This window comes from Vibrio sp. SCSIO 43135, assembly GCF_023716665.1.
GTDB lineage: Bacteria > Pseudomonadota > Gammaproteobacteria > Enterobacterales > Vibrionaceae > Vibrio > Vibrio paucivorans.
This window is the reverse complement of record NZ_CP071859.1, coordinates 1,896,576-1,913,693: the sequence shown is the minus strand read 5'-3', so window position 1 is coordinate 1,913,693 and position 17,118 is coordinate 1,896,576. Positions and strand designations below refer to the sequence as shown.

At 41.4% G+C, this 17,118-nt stretch carries 17 protein-coding genes; 12 read left to right on the top strand and 5 right to left on the bottom strand.

Translation table 11 applies throughout. The features are described 5' to 3' along the window. Position 1: 1 nt before the first annotated feature. The 10 genes from J4N42_RS08430 (at position 2) to J4N42_RS08385 (ending at position 8,982) form a co-directional block, all read left to right on the top strand. Positions 2-1,279 carry a TadA family conjugal transfer-associated ATPase gene (locus tag J4N42_RS08430; RefSeq protein WP_252027435.1) on the top strand — a complete coding sequence of 426 codons (1,278 nt, stop codon included), beginning with the start codon at positions 2-4 and terminating at the stop codon, positions 1,277-1,279. Further along, the gene (locus tag J4N42_RS08425; protein WP_252027434.1) at positions 1,276-2,196 is read left to right on the top strand and encodes a type II secretion system F family protein; all 921 of its coding nucleotides are present in this window, start codon (positions 1,276-1,278) and stop codon (positions 2,194-2,196) included. The genes J4N42_RS08430 and J4N42_RS08425 overlap by 4 nt, the downstream gene beginning before the upstream one ends. Next, positions 2,196-3,074, top strand: coding sequence for a type II secretion system F family protein (locus tag J4N42_RS08420; RefSeq protein WP_252027433.1), 879 nt, complete (start codon positions 2,196-2,198; stop codon positions 3,072-3,074). The genes J4N42_RS08425 and J4N42_RS08420 overlap by 1 nt, the downstream gene beginning before the upstream one ends. Further along, complete coding sequence (locus tag J4N42_RS08415) at positions 3,067-3,789, top strand: tetratricopeptide repeat protein (protein ID WP_252027432.1); 723 nt, start codon at positions 3,067-3,069, stop codon at positions 3,787-3,789. The genes J4N42_RS08420 and J4N42_RS08415 overlap by 8 nt, the downstream gene beginning before the upstream one ends. 5 nt (positions 3,790-3,794) lie before the next feature. Beyond that, positions 3,795-4,286 carry a pilus assembly protein gene (locus tag J4N42_RS08410; protein ID WP_252027431.1) on the top strand — a complete coding sequence of 164 codons (492 nt, stop codon included), beginning with the start codon at positions 3,795-3,797 and terminating at the stop codon, positions 4,284-4,286. Then, positions 4,264-4,797, top strand: coding sequence for a tight adherence pilus pseudopilin TadF (tadF, locus tag J4N42_RS08405; RefSeq protein ID WP_252027430.1), 534 nt, complete (start codon positions 4,264-4,266; stop codon positions 4,795-4,797). Before J4N42_RS08410 ends, tadF begins: the two co-directional genes overlap by 23 nt. A 53-nt stretch (positions 4,798-4,850) precedes the next feature. Beyond that, a complete protein-coding gene (locus J4N42_RS08400; protein ID WP_252027429.1) occupies positions 4,851-5,513 on the top strand; it encodes an OmpA family protein in 663 nt (220 codons plus the stop codon). A gap of 23 nt (positions 5,514-5,536) precedes the next feature. Next, a complete protein-coding gene (locus J4N42_RS08395) occupies positions 5,537-6,856 on the top strand; it encodes a TadE/TadG family type IV pilus assembly protein (RefSeq protein ID WP_252027428.1) in 1,320 nt (439 codons plus the stop codon). A gap of 174 nt (positions 6,857-7,030) precedes the next feature. Then, on the top strand, positions 7,031-7,399 hold the full coding sequence (locus tag J4N42_RS08390; RefSeq protein ID WP_252027427.1) for a hypothetical protein: 369 nt from the start codon (positions 7,031-7,033) through the stop codon (positions 7,397-7,399). A 155-nt stretch (positions 7,400-7,554) separates the two neighbouring features. After that, positions 7,555-8,982: a DUF4874 domain-containing protein gene (locus J4N42_RS08385; protein WP_252027426.1), complete on the top strand. Its 1,428-nt coding sequence runs from the start codon at positions 7,555-7,557 to the stop codon at positions 8,980-8,982. Positions 8,983-9,085: 103 nt separating this feature from the next. On the opposite strand, the gene J4N42_RS08380 is transcribed toward J4N42_RS08385, so the two are convergent. From J4N42_RS08380 to J4N42_RS08370, 3 genes are read right to left on the bottom strand one after another with little or no spacing between them, the layout of a single operon-like run. Beyond that, positions 9,086-10,102, bottom strand: coding sequence for a hypothetical protein (locus tag J4N42_RS08380; protein ID WP_252027425.1), 1,017 nt, complete (start codon positions 10,100-10,102; stop codon positions 9,086-9,088). After that, the gene (locus J4N42_RS08375; RefSeq protein WP_252027424.1) at positions 10,065-11,210 is read right to left on the bottom strand and encodes a cytochrome-c peroxidase; all 1,146 of its coding nucleotides are present in this window, start codon (positions 11,208-11,210) and stop codon (positions 10,065-10,067) included. Before J4N42_RS08375 ends, J4N42_RS08380 begins: the two co-directional genes overlap by 38 nt. Further along, positions 11,173-11,442, bottom strand: coding sequence for a hypothetical protein (locus J4N42_RS08370; protein ID WP_252027423.1), 270 nt, complete (start codon positions 11,440-11,442; stop codon positions 11,173-11,175). The genes J4N42_RS08375 and J4N42_RS08370 overlap by 38 nt, the downstream gene beginning before the upstream one ends. A 332-nt stretch (positions 11,443-11,774) precedes the next feature. Here J4N42_RS08370 and J4N42_RS08365 point away from each other — a divergent pair, with 332 nt between their 5' ends. After that, positions 11,775-12,173, top strand: a complete 399-nt coding sequence (locus J4N42_RS08365; RefSeq protein WP_252027422.1) for a TfoX/Sxy family protein — start codon at positions 11,775-11,777, stop codon at positions 12,171-12,173. Between the two features lie 68 nt (positions 12,174-12,241). On the opposite strand, the gene J4N42_RS08360 is transcribed toward J4N42_RS08365, so the two are convergent. After that, positions 12,242-13,324: a RepB family plasmid replication initiator protein gene (locus J4N42_RS08360; RefSeq protein WP_353505322.1), complete on the bottom strand. Its 1,083-nt coding sequence runs from the start codon at positions 13,322-13,324 to the stop codon at positions 12,242-12,244. Positions 13,325-13,495: 171 nt separating this feature from the next. Here J4N42_RS08360 and J4N42_RS08355 point away from each other — a divergent pair, with 171 nt between their 5' ends. Then, a complete protein-coding gene (locus tag J4N42_RS08355; protein ID WP_252027421.1) occupies positions 13,496-15,304 on the top strand; it encodes a sensor histidine kinase in 1,809 nt (602 codons plus the stop codon). 33 nt (positions 15,305-15,337) lie between these two features. On the opposite strand, the gene gbpA is transcribed toward J4N42_RS08355, so the two are convergent. Beyond that, positions 15,338-16,804 (bottom strand): N-acetylglucosamine-binding protein GbpA, encoded by a 1,467-nt coding sequence (gene gbpA / locus J4N42_RS08350; protein ID WP_252027419.1) that lies wholly within the window; start codon positions 16,802-16,804, stop codon positions 15,338-15,340. Positions 16,805-17,118 lie beyond the last annotated feature (314 nt).

The window sequence follows — 17,118 nt, the reverse complement described above, 5'->3', positions numbered from 1 at the left end:
TATGAGTGCTTATCAATCAGTTTTCCTTAATGTCAGGCAAAAGATTTTTGAAGCGATAGATGCGGAAGTAGCAAATAACGTGACTACCGAGCAGTTAAAGATCCAGCTAGCTCAAGCGGTTAATGGCGTTATTCTCCAAGAAGGTTGGGCGGCGACAGAACAGCAAAAGGTCGAGTTTGTAGATAGTTTAGTTGATGAGCTGCACGGTTTTGGCCCTTTACAAGGGCTGATGGATGACGAAGACATCAGTGACATTATGATAAACGGGCCTGACAACATATTTGTTGAGAAAGCGGGTAAGCTTCAAAAAACAGATGTCAATTTTGTAGATGGTTATCAACTGCTTAACATTGCTAAACGAATAGCAGCCGAAGTCGGACGTCGTGTCGACGACTCCTCTCCGACTTGTGATGCTCGCATGTCAGATGGAAGCCGTATCAACATCGTTATACCGCCAGTTGCAATTGACGGTACTTCTATGTCGATCCGTAAATTTAAAAATAGCCGTATGGATCTCGACAAGCTAACAGGCTTTGGCGCGATGAGTCCGCAAATGGCACTCATTCTGAAAATTGCTGCTCGATGCAGGTTGAACATACTCGTTTCAGGTGGTACTGGCTCGGGTAAAACCACCATGTTGAATGCGCTGTCTCAATATGTTTCGCACCAAGAGCGAATCGTCACAATAGAAGATGCAGCGGAGCTTAACTTACAGCAACCTCACGTGGTAAGGCTAGAAACCAAAGTTTCAGGATTAGAGGGAGATGGTGGCGTTGATACTCGAGATCTCGTGATCAATTCTCTGCGTATGAGACCGGATCGTATCGTAGTGGGTGAGTGCCGAGGCGGTGAAGCATTTGAAATGTTGCAGGCGATGAATACCGGGCATGATGGCTCAATGTCTACATTACACGCGAACTCCCCTCGTGATGCTATCGCCCGTGTCGAATCTATGGTGATGATGGCCACGAGTAACTTACCGTTAAGTGCGATTAAGCGCACCATCGTCAGCGCGGTGGATTTGATTGTTCAGGTCAACCGACTGCACGATGGTTCAAGAAAAGTAATGAGCATTACAGAAGTCGTTGGTATCGAAGGGGATAATGTAACACTAGAGGAAATATACCGGTTTAAATTGAGTGGCAACAGTAGTGCAGGGGAAGTGCAAGGCGATTTTGTTACTGATGGACTAATGCAAAGTTCCGTGTTGGTAGAGAAAGCAAGCTTTTTTGGGTTAGACAATCAGTTGACTCAAGCTTTCCATGAGGGGGCGCTATGATTATTTGGTTCCTATGGCTCCTTTTAGGGAGTGGATGGTTAATCTATCAGCTAATTGATACCCATAAGCAAAAAAAAGCAAAAGATAAAGTATTTGCTTCACTGGTGGAGGATGAAGACTCGGTACAGCAGGCTGTTGATCTAACCGCTTTAATGGACGACAAAAGCTTTATTTCAAGGCTTAAGTCAGCGTTAAGCGCTACCTATCGACGGCTTGGAGATGCAGCGCATTTAAAGATTTTGGTTGCTGCGTTGATATCAGTCGTTGGTGGAGTATTTATCAATAACAATTTTTTCCCCGTCGGAGTAATACAATCGTCGCTTATCACTATGGTTGTGTGCTTTGTATTTATCTATCAATGGCTAAAAAAGCGTGAAGAGAAGGCTTTTAATGACGAATTTCCAGATGCACTCAATACCATGTCGGGAGCGATCAGTTCTGGCGAAAGTTTGATGCATTCGGTGATATTTGTTGGAAATAATTTAGATGGCGTTGTTGGGAACGAGTTTAAGCGAATGGGTGAGCGATTGAGGCTAGGTGAGCCACCTGAGTATGTTTTTTACAAGTCATCTGAGCGTTTCCCGTATGCGACTTACTTATTCTTTGTAATCACCATGAATACTAACATTTCACGAGGTGGGCCATTAAAGGATGTGATAAAGAAATTGAATCGGCAGTTGTTTAATACTAGGGCGATAGAAAAGAAAAAATTGGCAATGACTTCTGAGGCGAGAATGTCCGCAAAAATTGTTTCGGCAATCCCTTTTATTTTCTTATTCATGCAAAAATTCACTAACCCAGCAGATTACGAGTTTGTTATGTTCCACTCGTCAGGAAAACCGATTCTGTACTATGTTGTTGCAAGTGTTGCTATAGGGATGCTAGTGATTCGTGGCTTACTGAGCGGGGTAAAGTAATGGATTCACAACTCATTATATTTGCTTCTTTAGTTGCTATCACCGTAGGTGTGATTGGGATGCTCAAAGAAACCATTGCTCCTTTATTAAAACGGCAAAAAGCACGCAAGTTTTCATTATTAGAAAGTAAAAGTGATAACCGTGTCGATAGGTATTTAGATAAGTTATCGAGAATGCTTCCTAGCGCGGTTTCTAATAATAAGGATGAAAATCGCAGTAAGTTTTATGCGGCTGGAATTTATAACTCACGCTTGGCTGACGCATACATGCCAATCAAACTTGCGATACTTGTTGGTGGTGTATTAGCACAGCTACTGGTGTTGTCCGATCTTACTCTATTAAACCAAGTTACGGCTGGTGCATTGTGGGTAATTGTTGTTGTCATAGTTCCTGAAACGATACTGGATCGCCGCGCTAAAGCGTTGCAGCAAAAAATATCCGAACAACTACCTTATGTTATTGATTTAATGTCCGTTTGTGTGCAAACCGGTATGACCATTGAGTCTTCAATGGGCCATTTAGCCAAAGAGATGAAAGGATTTGATCGGGATGTTTCCCAACTATTAACAAAGGTGAATAGTAGGTCGCGAGTTATCGGGTTACCTAGAGCACTCGATGAAATCTACGAAGATGTACCGACTGGCGAAGTCAGAAGTTTTGTTATGACACTAAAGCAAAGTCTTCAGTACGGTAGTTCGATCAGTGACATGTTAGATAACCTTTCTTCGGATATTCGCGAAGTGCGAATGCTTAATCTAGAAGAGAAAATCGGCAAGCTATCGGCAAAAATGTCGGTGCCCCTTATTTTGTTTATTTTAATGCCAGTCGTTATTTTGGTGGCGGCTCCTGGCGTAATGAGGATTGTATTAGGTGTTTAAGAATATACTAAAACTCGCAGTAGTAGCCTTAGTGTTAACGGGGTGTTCATCTGCAAATCAATACAGTAGCGAGCAAATTCGTGAGTCTTTACTTAAGAGTACCGATAATAATGCAGAGTTGATTACTTTTTATAAGCATAAAGTAGAAGAAGATGACTCTACGATTAATCTAGAAAACTTAGCCGAGGCTTATTTAAATTATGGTGATCCTGAATCGGCTCTACATACTTTGGAAAACATTTCCAAGGATGCGGTCACTCCTAAGTCTTTGTACTTAACTTCAAAGTCTTACTTTGAACTAGAGAATTCAGATCAGGCAATAATCTACGCAGAGAAAGCGTATTTTAAAAGCGAGCAAAACGCTGCAATAAGTAATTACTTAGGAGTGGTGTACGCTAGCGAAGGAAACTTTATTACCGCTAAACACTACTTTGAGCTATCAAAACGAGGGAATGGTAGCCGAGTAGAAGCCCAAAATAACTTGGCCGTGTTAGAAATGATAGGGGGGGATTACCACAAAGCTGTTGATCTTTTGTCACCGATTTATCAATCAGAACCAGACGCAAAAGTGAAAACAAATTTACTTATCGCGCTATCGAAAAACGGAGAGTTTGAAAAAGTAAAAAGTATTTTATCTTCTGAATATAGTAGCTCGGAAGTAAAGAGAATGTATAAAACCATGCAAGAACTGGAAATGAAGTTTCAACAGGGCTAAGAAAAATGCGTCGTTCAAACCAAAAAGGCTTTATAGCTTCTCTTGAATTCTGTTTAGGCTTCTTCCTATTGTGGTTGGTATTGATGGCTTGGGTTGAAATCAGCTATATGTCTTTTATTTCGGCAACCAATGACCTCATTATTGCCGAAGCCGCAGGAGACAGCAAAATTCGAGAAGGTGAGTATGGTTCTACTTTTATCGATATTGTAGAAAAGCACACCAGTGGTTGGGAAGGGGTGCTTGATCGATCGAAATACAAGTTATCAATCCAATACTTAGGCTCTGTTTCTGCACTAGAAAGTTACACAGGCCGATGCAGTGGAAGCAGTTCGGTTGCAACATGCGGCAATGCTGCCAACAGTTCTATCGCGGTTTACCATTTAACCTACGATTTTTCGACGATATTTTCCAAGCTGTTTGATGTCACCAGTTTGCTTAAACGTGAAGTCATTGTAATCCAGGAGTATGAAAGAGATGCGTTCGAAATCGATATCTAAGCAGCGAGGCACCTTTGTATTGGAATTTGCCATTATGGGTTTTGTGCTTTGTTTACTGTTTGCGTTTGGTGCTGATATTGTCACTAAAATGTCTTACAAAGGAAAGCTAGATAGGCTTTCATACTCACTGGTGAATGTATTAAAAGAACGCACCCAATTGTATGAGAAAGAGGTTTACGATGTCACAAGTGCTGAAGCGAACTCAATTACTCGAATTGCAAAAAGCTCGTTGACTCGAATGGCTGGAAATGCAGCGAGTAGTAAAGTAGGTGTTGTAGTTGAATCTCTAACTTTCTCGGATATTGGAGAGCCTGGAGAACACCGAACATACGGCTCTGGCTGTGAAATCGGAGGGGGGGATTTAGAAGATCTTTCGGTAGTTACCACATGGGATAGGCAGGCTAGTGTTTACCGAGTGACCGTGTGCTACGACACACCGAATATTTTCGGCAGCCTTTTAGGCCAGAATTATAGTGAAGTGTCCTCTTCATCGGTAATGCTAGGCCGGTAAAGTATTCCTAATTTTTAGTAGATAACAAATACGACTTATTAAGAGAAATAAATATGAAGAAGCAGATAGTGCTCTTTGTGGGGATCGTTGCGCCTGTAATTGGATGGACGAGCCAAATAGATGACGTTGATGCGGTAGAACTACAAGAGAAATGCTATGTAGAAAACGGGGTGACTCACCGTGTTCAAATTGGCGATTCAGTAACAATCAATAACCGACAAGGTGCATTCGAATATATACAATCCGATTCCGATAATAGAACAAACACTCATGTATTAAATTCTGTAAGCCAAGGTTGGAAAGAGTGCGAATCTATTTTAGCTGAAAAAGAAGAGGCGACAGAATCGGAAGTTGATCGTATTAGCATCACTCAATTCGAATTTGATAGCGCTGTTTTATCTGATAGTAGCAAAAAACAACTTAAACAATTTACCGTTCAAATGGGTGACACGGTAGATACCATTTCCATTGTTGGCCATACCGATTCAGAGGGTAGCGATAAATATAATTATCAATTAGGTTTTGAAAGAGCAAAAGCAGTCGCTAACTATTTAGCAGAACATGGGGTAAATAAAAAGCAACTTCAGCTTTCTTCCAGAGGTGAGAAAGAGCCTTTATTGGAAAATAACAGCCCTAAATATAGTGCTAAGAACCGAAGGGTTGAAGTGGAAGTGTTCCGTAATCGCGAAGCGGGTAACAAACCTGAAACAAATTAACTCATCAAGGTAGGAGGCAGATTGTGAAGCAATCTATACAACGACAGCAAGGCCATGCAGCTATGATGTTTATGCTGATGTTCCCGCTGCTTTTGGGTATTTTCGCACTCGGCGTCGATGGCAGTAAGGCTATGCAAGACAAAGCTAGAATCGAAGAAGCTTCTGAAGTCGCTTCGCTGGCTCTAACGGCGCAAAACTCAACGGATGAAGCGGTAAATATTGATACTGCAAATAAATACTTAAAAGCCTATTTACCTAGTGCTGAAACGCAGCCTAACGGTATTGAAAGGCTGGAGTGCGAAGAAAATCCAGCGTGCGACTCAAATGGCGATGAGTTTGTGCAATATACTTTAGCAGCGCAAGTTGAAAATAATACCTGGTTCTCGGCGAATAACGTATTAGGAGAAACTTATACTGCCACAGGAGGCTCGATTGCGAGAAAGATTGTCGAGCAAGAAGAGATTCCGATCGAGCCAATAGATCCACCAATTGATCCACCACCGCCTCCTCCTGGCGACAACCCGCCTATAGATCTAGTATTCGCTTTAGATTTTTCAGTTTCGATGAGGTCTCCTGAAGGGGATGGGATAGCTTGTTTTCCGAATTGTCCAGAGAAAAAGGATCTGCTTAAAGAGCAAGTTGAGAAAATATTGGACTTACTTGAATCAATGGAGCCGAGTGAAGGAGAGCACCGTGTAGGATATTCCTCATTTGCAGGCGTTGGAGCGGCTGTGCCTACTGATGGGGATAGGGCTTGCGGAATGGATCAAACAGGAGGTTACCCAAATGACTATGAGTCGGTTATTAATAAAACTTTCATAGAGAAAGATAGCAGTTATTGTGAGTCTTCTGGTACACCTACTCCTGTTGGAGAACGCATTATGAGCTCTGATTTTAGTAACTTTTTTTCTAACTCTGGAGGGCAAGAAAATCAAACTGGTTCTTATCATAGCGTAATTCGATCTGCTCAGTTAATGAATAGGCTTCCGGCCGGAGAGTCTAGAAGAATCATGGTGATTTTGAGCGATGGTGATGATAACCATCCAAACCAGAATTCTAACTATTCAGAATCTTTGTATTCGGCTGGCCTATGTGAGCATATTAGAGAGCATTTGAACGTTGAAACATATGCGTTTAGGTATGATTACGAGGATGACTGGTATACCTCTAAATCACTAGAAATATGTGTGGGTGATGATAATGTATTTAATGTGAGTACAACTGACGAGTTTTATGAAATCCTCTCGAAGATAATTACTGACGGAGATGAAGTAGTAACACCCCCACCACCTCCTCCTGAGCCTGTAATTGGTGACCGAGAAGAAATTGGTCATTTATTTTAAACCATTGAGTTTTTGTTTTACCACTCAAGCAACTGCGTGCTAGTTGCGCCTTGGGCAGTCGGATTTCCGCTGCCCCTTTTTATATCCGATATTTCAGGCAGCATGATCTCATCTATATATGTCTGCACTGATACAACCCTTTTCTATTGTTGTTATAGCCATTGAGATAATAATATGCGCTTTCCCATTTTCTTTTCATTATTCCTAGCTTTTATTTCAGTAATAAATACAGTACATGCTTCTCCTCTGCCCGCTTACCGATGTGATGTAGAGAGGCATCCCTATTTGTTTTTTGATGACCATGAATTTTGGGGCCAGAACCTTTATCGTGTCTATTCTGGTTATGCATTCTCTCCTTATCCTATCTCAAAAGAAGATCCAACTCGGGTTGATGAAGAAATTTGGCTTCAAAAAATTGATAAAACGGAGAAAGGTGAAGCTCAATACTCTAATGGCAGAATCAAGTTTATAGTCACAAGCGAGCGTGCTTACTTGATGCTAAGTGATGGAATAGAGTACCTATGCCACCCTACTGGTGATTAATTTATGATTAATAAATTAATAGTCATACCGCTATATATAAACTAATGTTTTCCCGATCTATTTAATCTAAACCGATAAAACTTTGGAAGCTCACTCTCATTTGGCTTTAGTTCGCTTTGTTAGCCTGTAAGTGCATTATATGAAGTGAGGATAAGATGAAAGAAGTCAAATTAAAGGTCCGAGGTTTAAGAGCCGGGGAAGAAGTTCTTATTAATCCGGAGCGCGGGTTTAGATTAGAACTGGTCGCGAATGCAAGTGACCTTACTCAACCTTGGCAGAGATATTTTGTTTTGGATGAGTTACCGGAAAAAATAGATTTACTACGACAGTATGGTGGCACTGTTATTCAAACCTACATATATTTGTCGGAGTATTATGACAGAGATATACCTGCTCATGCGATCAGTAATATAAATTTGCTTCTTGATTGCTATCGCGCTGCTGGGGTTAAGGCCTTACTACGTTTTGCGTACGACAAAGGAATGACTGCAAGTGAAGGTGGCATGCTTCCATATAAAGTTCAGGACGTGCAAAGGCACATAAAGCAACTGAGTAGCGTATTTGAGCGAAACAAGGATGTTATCTTCCAATTTCAATCAGCGTTTATTGGCGCTTGGGGCGAATGGCACCACTCTTATTACAAGCACGAGACGTACCCTGAAGCCGTAAGTGCGATGATGAATACTTTCTTCGATTACATACCGAAAGATTTTCAAATAACCTTTAGGCACTATGCGTACAAAGCAATGTGTGATTTTACGCCAGAACGTTATACTCGGGCTGGTTTTCACAATGGGTTTTTTACCTTAGATTTGCATGAAGGTGCTGGGGGAAATGATTGGACAGAGAATAGCCAAGACGATCTAAAAGTAATGGAGGAGGGCGTATACACCCATGTAGACGGTGAAATGCCATACTTCGGAGAAGGGAATCATTGGAATTTGAATTTTTTGTTAGATGGCTATGACGTATTTAGGCGTTTACTCAGGCACAACTATGGGGCGTTTAGTCTTTCACATAACCGCACATACAATGTTGAAAGTTGGAAAGGGAAATTTGTCTCCCGTGAGCAAATGATCGAGCAAGAAACGTTATTGTTTGACGAAGACTATTTCAAAAATACTGGTGGAAGTATCGTCCACAGAAACTGCTACGACATTATTCAAGATCACTTAGGGTACCGCTATCGTTTACTAGAAATTAACCTGAAATCCGATGAAACAACCCAACTTTCTATCGACTTCTCTATTCAAAATGATGGTATATCCGGTGTAAGTAAAAGTCGTCGAGTGTATACCTGTATTCTTGATGCAAACAACCTACCTGTTTCGCAGAGCTTAGTGTTCAGTGGTGAAGAGTCATTTGATTTGAAACAGCTTGAATGGCGAGGCGTTGGAATACAACTCACATCGAATCATGACATTTCCAATCTAAAGAGTGGAGCATATCGAATTGGTATTTATATGCCAGATGAACACGATAAATTTGAATCAAACACAAATGCTATTCGTTTAGCGAACAACATTGAATGGAGTGTGCTAAAAGGTATCAATGTGATTAAAGGCTATGAGCTGAAAATATAAAAGCTAGACTATAACGGTTGGATTCATTTAAGCCCCTCAGTTGAGGGGCTTAAACATTTAAAGGGAGAAAATTCAGTCTCACTTCTTGGTGAGTATGGATTGTTTAGCTAAAGCGAGGGCGCAATCGTGCCGCAAAGTTCTGAGGGGACTTTGTCCTCAACTCGAACAGTAGAATTACTGCAGCAGCAAAGATTGGCAAATGGCCTTCTATCTCATGCGCACCGTGGATTACCGCTGTTGTCACAAATGCGAAAGTTAGCATGATCATAGTTAGGCGACTGGCTAAGCCAAACATCAGGAAAAGCCCTAAAACGAGCTCACATAACCCAACAAACCAAACAAAGTGTAGGTCGGTTACTTCAGCTAATCCGATAGAAGGAAAAAAGTTGTAAAACGGAAACATTTCGACAAAGACCAGAGCCAAGCCCGGGTATGCAATCTTCTCAGTGTAAGCTAACACAACGAGTTGTAGGCCAATGCCAATTCTCAGTACGGTGACGGCTGTGTGCCATGTTTTGTTCGTCGCTAACTTGTAGTGCGCCGCTAGCTTACTATCAAATACGGAGATATGGTGCCCGGTCATTATCATAAAGATACCAATCGCAACAAACTCAAACACATAGTTTACTGATATCGCAAAAGGTATAAGCACGACCATAGCGACTGTCGTGATCAGTATGAAAAAGCCTGATAGCCCTATGCTCACTGTGGCCGATAGTACGATTAAAGATTGTAGTAATACGCCCAAAGACAGGTATTCAGTGGGAAGGTTTATGTTGGGGGCAACAAACCCACCTCTAATAAGCATAAGTAAGAAAAACAGAATGGTTAACGTCGAGAAATAGCGCATGTAAATTGTACGGGGAATTAAGACTTTTCCAGCGACTACGATACCGCCACTAAATTTTGTGATAAGTAGCCCCGCAATAGCGAAGATCATTACAAATAGAGTGATCGCGGCGTAAATTGTATCGGGCACGAAGCTAACTTGCTTCATTTCATCAGTAGAGACAAACCACTGAACATGAGCAAAAGCGCTGTTAGGTATAAGCGCGCAGCATGTTGCAAGGCGACTTGCCCATTTATAGTTTATGTTTGAAAGATACTGAGTATTCATCATTTATAGCCTTTAAAAACAAAAGTAACTGTTCTCGCTGATGCGGCATTAATCTAAGTGGGCGCACATCAGTGTGTGATAAGGGGTAGCTGTATGGGTTTTTGTAGAAGTCCAGAACCTGAGCCAACGAATCGAAACGACCGTCGTGCATAAACCTTGGACTGTCTTTTAGATTTCGAAGCGATGGCACTTTAAAAGCTCCAGAGAGATCGCTGCCCGTCAAACGTACATATTGGTAATTGGCGCAATCCTGACTTTGTTCCCATAAATCGCAGCGATATCTGGACTGTTGATACTGTTGTGCGCCGAGAAGTCGGTCATTGGATGCACTAGAACCAGTGCCGATCGCGTAGAATCCTTCACTTGTGAAGCGAGAACCGTTGTGACAATCGATACAGCCCGTTTTATTAGAGTCTAAAAACAGTTTTAGACCTTGAATCTCGTCTTCTGACATGAGGAGAGTGTCTACCGAATCGTGGGATAAAAGTTGGTAGCCGAATTCATCGAACCTTGTCCAGTAGTGGTTTAGTGTTTCAACGTAGGACGCAATAATCTTCCCAATCTCAACGAATTGTTTTTGAGTGTCTAATGTTGTTGAACAAAAAGACAAAGCGTTAGAGTAGTCGTTTGAATATTTGCTACATACTATTTGAACCGCATTGCTTGCTGATAAACCATGTTCATTCTTTAGAGCTTCAAGAATTTGTGCCCATAGTGAATCCGCGCGTCCGTTCCAAAAAAACCACGATTGTTCCGATACTCCTCTTATGCTCATTGCTCGGTGTGGACCCGCTGGCGTAATTTCCTTGGTCATATTATTTATGTCGTGGAAATTAGCTTCAGGGGTATGGCAAGTCGCACAGCTAACGGTTAAGGAAGCACTCAGCTCCTCGTCATTAAATAGCTTTTCCCCCAGCCTCACGGTTTCTTTTTTGGGCGCCGACGTATCTGGAACGCGCAGAACGGTATCCAGTAGCAGCGACTCGATTTTGGCTATTTCAGAATCAGTAAACGAATCACTGAGTGGGCTGCCTAATGGACTTTGGTGATGCTTGAAAATGTAAGCAAACGCACTAGCTAGCGTCAAAAGTAAAAGTAGCAATTTCTTCATTGTCGGACTTAATTCTTACTTTCCAGATACCTGGCATGTTAAAAAATAAGCCGTCAATGGCACAGTGAGAATCATCGATCCTTGAAAGCACAGGATTTGTCGGTAATCCGTGTGCATGACTTGGCATATAGCCAGAAACTGTGAGTAACGAACAGTCTTCTGTTATTGGAAATTGAGCTGAAAAGAACACATTTGTGTTTACAGAGTGAATGCCGCTTTCTTCAATCGGCATTGCGCTCATTACAGTATGTGAGAACAGCAGGGTCGCGAATACGAAATATCGAACCATTAGTTTTGAACTCGTGTTGAAATAAAGTACTGATATTATTGTCAGGTTTTTACGGTTTTCAATTTGATCGGTGTTGTTTCACAATTTAATCATCGCTGGTGCAAAATAAGTGTTAGAGAAAATATTCCGAAGAACCTATGGAGGATATTATGGGAGGCTTTGATGAGTGCTGCATTTATATAAAAGGAGGCCTAAAGGATTACGGATAACCACTAAATACTCTCTGTGTCATTTTTTATAGCATGGTTTTACGTTTGTGTAGGATCGTAATTGTTATGAATGAATTTTTGGATAGATACTCGAAGGCAATTGTTTATAAACCTATGTTTGGTGGCTATGGTTGTTTTATCAACAAAAGAATGTTTGGCTTAATAGTTGATGGTGAATTTCATATTCGTTCTAGTGATAAGAATATGAAAAACTATCATAGTTTAGGGTGGGAGCAGCATACCTATACTAAAAAGGGAGGACATATTGCCCGGACTCGTTACTTTCGTGTGCCGGATGCAGACATGCAAAAGACGGAAAAATTATCGGCGCTCATTAATGGTGCGCTTAAACTAGATAATCGAGAGATAGGGCGGTATATAACAAATAAAAAGGTTAGGAACTTGAGTGACTTTGTGTCATCTAGGAAAAACGCGCATATATTTAAGAGTCCTACAGCGCACTAAACGGCATCTATCGCTTGGTACCCATCAGTTATTGGCTACCAAGCGATATTGCTTTAACTCGTAGAAAGTTAAATAGTTCTAATCTTCCAGCGCTCTAGCGCCATGTCGATGAGTGAGGAATACGTCTGGTAGGTTGTGTCACAAGTTTGTCTTCTAGGTACCTTACAAGATGAAAGGGAGTTAACGGACTTTCGAAGGATGGGATGGACTAAGGCGTAAGAGTCTGCGCTTTCTTCGCTGACATAGTCACATAGTTTTATCAGCTCCTTCAGCTGATTAATGGGAATTTTGACGTTTTCTGGGTCGGTTTTGATATTTTGCTTAAGGATTTGCTTGATTCTTCGATGATTTGAAAGAAAGCGAGATTGGGAGAACGAGCTTGGTTTGAGTTTAACAAGAAATTTTAAGAACAATTGCCCATCGACTGATTTATACAGTTCATAGCCATACGTACCCACCTCGCTGGTTCCTATATTTAATCTATGTCTTACCGAAGGATAAGAGGCGAGAATCGAAATCGACGAGTCGATGATTTTTCTAATGAACACCTCCGGGGACTCGAGCGATGGAGATAACACACTGCCGCCTTCTCCCAGCACACCAAACATGTACTGCAATTGTTGAATGGGAAACCTGATTTGATTGTGTGTTTGGGAGAGATAAGAAAGTAACTCATACGTTCTTTTAGTGTAGTAGCCACTCAATCCCATCAGAGTTTCGTTGTCTAGCAACACTCGATCTTGGCCAGTATAATTTAGGCTAAATAGTTTTTTTGAAGTGCTGTTTAATTCAACCATCAATGCCCTCTCGTTGTAACTTACCCAAGAGAAGAGGTATTCAAAGGTATAGTTGCCACCGTTATCAAGGATGCCGACTTTGAGATTTCTCATTATGTTGACCGGTGTCTTCAGCAAAGAGTGCAAGTACGTTTTTTGATAGCAGGATAAAAACTTTTCTATTTCTTCTGAACTAAAGGTTAGTCGTATGACTTTGGATGTATCATGTAGGTTGGGATACAGCCAGTTTGATTTAGTAATGATCATCGCAATGATATCAGCGACTTGACTAGGTATATTTAGGCTTGAAAAGATGAGAGGTGATGGTTTGATATGTCTTCGATTTATCAATTTATCATAATTTGTTGATAGCATTCCTTGGTACCCACTACAGAAACAGTGACAAAATGCTACTTATCTTTTTACGCAACGTAACTAGTGGTTTCCCGAAGTCTATAGCTTTTATAGATATTGTTTCAAAGAACCTTTACTTATCAATACCCTGTAATAAACTAATTTTTAACACTATTAAGATAGGTAGTCTTCGTGAGCTCTTCTTTTATTCGCATTATTCTAACTATTGTCTTGTGTACTTTGTTCACGAAAACTCATGCGTCCCTAAGTCAAACCACAGAATCCAAGCCAATTAAAGTTGGAGTCCTCGCAGTAAGGGGAGAGGCCAAAGCGTTGTCGGACTGGGGGCCGACTATTGATTGGTTTAACACTCAACAACCAGAAGTTTCATTTGAACTTGTTCCTCTTAACTTACCTGAAGTGCAAGCGGCGGTGGAGGCTCAGGATATTGATTATCTGATAACCAATGCCGCTCAGTCGGTGTTTTTGAGCCGTAAATACTCTGCCTCTTGGCTCGCTACTTTAAAAAGCCAGCGGGCAAATGGCTCTCTTTATGCAACGGGCGGGGCTTTGGTTGTTTTACAAGAGTCGCTATTCGAAGATTTGGGTGACTTGCAGGGGAAAATTATTTCATTAATGAATGTCAAGCAAGTCGGGGGGCATACTCTGTTTCGCCAAAAGTTCAGTCAAATAGGAATAGATGCAGACACATACTTCGATCAAATAATATCGCCAGGATACCCAGCTGACTTAGGGCTATATATGCTCAAGTTTGGAGTAGTGGATGCTGCCATCGTACCCGTATGTTTAATGGAAGAAATGGATGAAGAAGGGTTTATCGATATCGATGAGTTTCGCGTATTGGAAGCAAAAACATACGCAGGATTTCCATGCAGTATCTCAACGAAACTTTACCCGAATTGGAGTTTCGTTAGGATGCCTTGGACAGATGAAGATATTTCAAAAAAATTAACTCAGAATCTATTGGCAATAGAGAAAGGCTCTCCGGTAGCTCTGGCGTCGGGGTCTCATGGTTGGTCAATTCCATTGAGCCAAAAAGATGTTGAAGATGTGCTTTTTGACTTGGAGATTCACCCATACCACGAAGAGTGGTGGGAGGCCGCTTACGATTGGTTTAGAAGAGAATGGGAGCTCCTTTCGACTATTATCTTGATGCTCGTTCTATTTGTTGGCTATAGCATTATTAGAGAAGTTTTATATGTAAGAAGTCGAAATCAGTTGATACGAACTCAAGAGGCGCTGACAAAGAAAAATGCTCAGTTAGCAAGGCAAGAAAAACTGCTCTCCGTCAGTGAACTGGGCTCTAATATTGCGCATGAGATTAATCAGCCCCTTACTGCGATTAGTAACTTTAGCCAGTTGGGAGAATTAAAGTTATCTGCCCCAAGTGCTGATGAGTCAATTAAAGCCCTTTTCTCTAAAATTCACTCGCAAGCAGAGCATGCTGGGAGAGTGGTCAGTATGCTCAGGTCAAAGATCAAGAAAGAAGACCTGCAATTGGAAGAAATCGACGTCGCCACTTTCATTGATGAAGTGATGGCGTATGTGCTGATGCATCAACAGCAAACTGTAGTGCAGATCAGGCTAGAGAAGCAACTGCCTGTGTCTAACGGTATATTCGACCCAATCGGGGTTCAACAAGTTGTTGTCAATTTGGTTAAAAATGCCATTGAATCATGCACAGAGAAGCGATCAACATATACGGATTACCGGCCCATAGTTACGGTTATATGCGAAACCGACGAGCATAACATTCGGCTTTGGGTAAGGGATAACGGCCTCGGCTTAGCCAGTGAACAACATGGTATGCCGGAGATATTTACTTCTACTAAGGAAGGAGGCATGGGGCTTGGACTATCTATATGTACGGATATTGTAGAAAGGCATGGCGGAAAATTTACGTTGAAGAACAACACCAAAGCTGAAGGTTGTTGTGGGTATGTAGAGCTACCGCGAGTTCCTGAAGTATCTCAGAAATAAAAACACCCCCAATAGGGGGTGTTTTTTTGTTTGTTAGTTGATTCTATCCCACGCTTGCTGCCAATGAGAACCTACACCTGGTTCAAATGCATTAGAGCCTTCATTCCACTGCTGACAGAAGCCAGAGTTAGGGAAAGATTTACATTGGTATACACCGTTATCTGAAGCTAGAACTTTAGTACCCTCTGTATAGCTAGATAGGCCATCAGGGAAAACGAAATCGTATTCCTCAGAAGGTGGTGGCGTTGTATCTTCTTCGTTTAAATGGAAATCTAAAGTTTCTTGGGAGATAACATTGTTATCCGCATCTTTAATCACCTGAACTAACATGTGATGTCCTGGTTCAGATTTTGAGAGTTCTAGCGTAATTGGGTGACTTGTACCATCGGCAAGTAGGCCAGACCAATTTGCCAGAGCTTCTCTACCGTGGTTGTAAACCGTCAGCTCACTCTTTAAATCACCTTCTGCCGTTAAGTTCAAATCTAGAGATACCGCACCCCCGCCGATCTCGTAGTGACTTTCTAGTCCATCGATGTAAAGAACGGGATCTGGCATTGGCGGTGTTACTAAATCATAGCCAATTTCTACACTATTAATGTCAGACGAAGAGTAAATCGGGTTAGTACCATAGGCTGGAGTGAACTCGCCTTCGTTGTATTGACCTGCTTTAATATCAGATTGCTCTGCATTGATTTTAGTTGCTAGGTTATGTGACCATTTTTTTGCATCTGTATTTGATTCATCGATCGTGAGCTCAGTACGATAGCCCACGTTCTCTCCTGCATTATCGAATACACGCGTATAAACAGTATCCCCAACATTGAGGTCTTGAGTTGCATAAATAGTCCCTACATTTTCCCAACCAGGTAGAGTAGGAGTGTCGTCATCAAAGTTTACGTCGATCACGTTGTAAAAGGCTTTGTCGGTATCGCCAACATCCCATACAGCCAGAATAACATGATATCCCTCTCTTTCCGGAACGTCACATTGATGAACAACACGCATAGGAGGTTGAACCATGCCACCATCAATTACACAGAATGGCGTTAGATCGAACGATGAGCGAGCTAGAACTCCGTTCGGGTTCCAGTTAGGCTGAGTAATGTAGTATTTCCAGTCTCTTGTTACATGGTTTACGGTGAAAGTCCATTCAAAGTTTTGAATGCCCGCTGTTATTGGACGTTTAACCCAGCGGTCTGCAGTTTGCTCGTTTAAGTTTGAAAAACGCTCAAGGCCTGCACCGGCGATTTCACCATCTTTGGGACCTAATTCGGGAAACCCCTCTTCTCCCTCAAGGCTGTGAGGTTCATATTGAGCGTCGCCGCAATTAGTATTTTTCTCCCCAGTATCAGGTGCTGGGAAACTACATAAGGCACCTCGCGATGCTGCAACACCTTCTTCTACTTCAGAAACATAGCCGTGCGCAACTACATTCGAAGAAAACCCTATAATTGCAAGGGCTAGGGTGCTTTTAATTAATTGTGAGCTATTGTTTGTCATAAGGAACTCTATATTCGTAGTGTTTATCTTTAATTAATATGGACTTTAATTTTCTGAACAAGGCTGTTGTTCGGGAGCTACTATAAATTCAATAATTGAAATTGGAAGTGTAAATATATTTATTAATATAAAACTTACTTATTGTCTTATATCTTCACTTTATGGTTGTATAATGAAAGTATGATTTATTTCTGTATGATTTAAATTGTGCGGTAAACCACTATTTATTATCTTATATATTTCAGGCTTAATTGCTGTGTCTTAGCATTGACTAGGTGCCAACCTTAGCTTTGACGTCCCGGAATAATACCTTA